This is a genomic window from Streptomyces sp. NRRL B-24572 (assembly GCF_002156145.1).
In the GTDB taxonomy this organism is placed as follows: Bacteria; Actinomycetota; Actinomycetes; order Streptomycetales; family Streptomycetaceae; genus Streptomyces; species Streptomyces vietnamensis.
The window spans coordinates 1-876 of the sequence record NZ_MWIG01001188.1; the positions used below are offsets into that span (position 1 = coordinate 1).

1 protein-coding gene and 1 pseudogene are annotated in these 876 nt (G+C 72.5%); both read left to right on the forward strand.

What is annotated here, in order from left to right:
* The coding region (gene thpD / locus CCN56_RS41205) for an ectoine hydroxylase (protein WP_086832595.1) at positions 1–681 on the forward strand (681 nt) is incomplete at its 5' end.
* Positions 678–876: pseudogene (locus tag CCN56_RS41210) on the forward strand (ectoine/hydroxyectoine ABC transporter substrate-binding protein EhuB); the annotation flags it as partial. The gene thpD and the pseudogene CCN56_RS41210, both read left to right, overlap by 4 nt.

Below are 876 nucleotides of genomic sequence, written 5' to 3' on the forward strand. Positions count from 1 at the left end.
CGGCTCGTCGCCGACCCCGCCGTACGGGCGGACGAGCGGGCCGTCGTCGAGCCCCGCTCCCAGGAGATCCGCTCCGTCTTCGAGGTGCACCGGATCAGCGAGGTCTTCCGCCGCCTCGCCGAGGACCCGCGGATCGTCGGGCGGGCCCGCCAGATCCTCGGCTCCGACGTCTACGTCCACCAGTCCCGGGTCAACGTCAAGCCCGGCTTCGGCGCCAGCGGCTTCTACTGGCACTCCGACTTCGAGACCTGGCACGCCGAGGACGGCCTGCCCCGGATGCGGACCGTCTCGGTCTCGATCGCGCTCACCCCGAACCACACCACCAACGGCAGCCTGATGATCATGCCGGGCTCGCACCGCACCTTCCTGGGCTGCGCGGGCGAGACGCCCGAGGACAACTACAAGCAGTCGCTGCGGATGCAGGACGCCGGGACCCCGTCCCACGAGGCGCTCACCACCTTCGCCGACGCCTGCGGCATCCGGCACTTCACGGGCCCGGCGGGGTCGGCCACCTGGTTCGACTGCAACGCCCTGCACGGTTCGGGCGACAACATCACCCCGTACCCCCGGAGCAATGTGTTCCTCGTCTTCAACAGCGTCGAGAACGTGCCCGAGGCCCCCTTCGCCGCCCCGGTCCGGCGCCCCTCGTTCATCGCCGCGCGCCCGGGGGAGCGCTCATGACGCTCGGCCGCCGCGGCTTCCTCACCGGAGCTGCCCTCCTCGGCGGTCTCGCCCTGACCGCGTGCACCCGCACCCAGGCCGGGACGGGAGCACCCGGCGACGACGGGAAGCTCCTCGCGCGCCTGCGGGAACAGGGCTTCGTGCGGGTCGGCTTCGCCGGTGAGGCGCCGTACGGCTTCCAGGACGGCGGCGAAC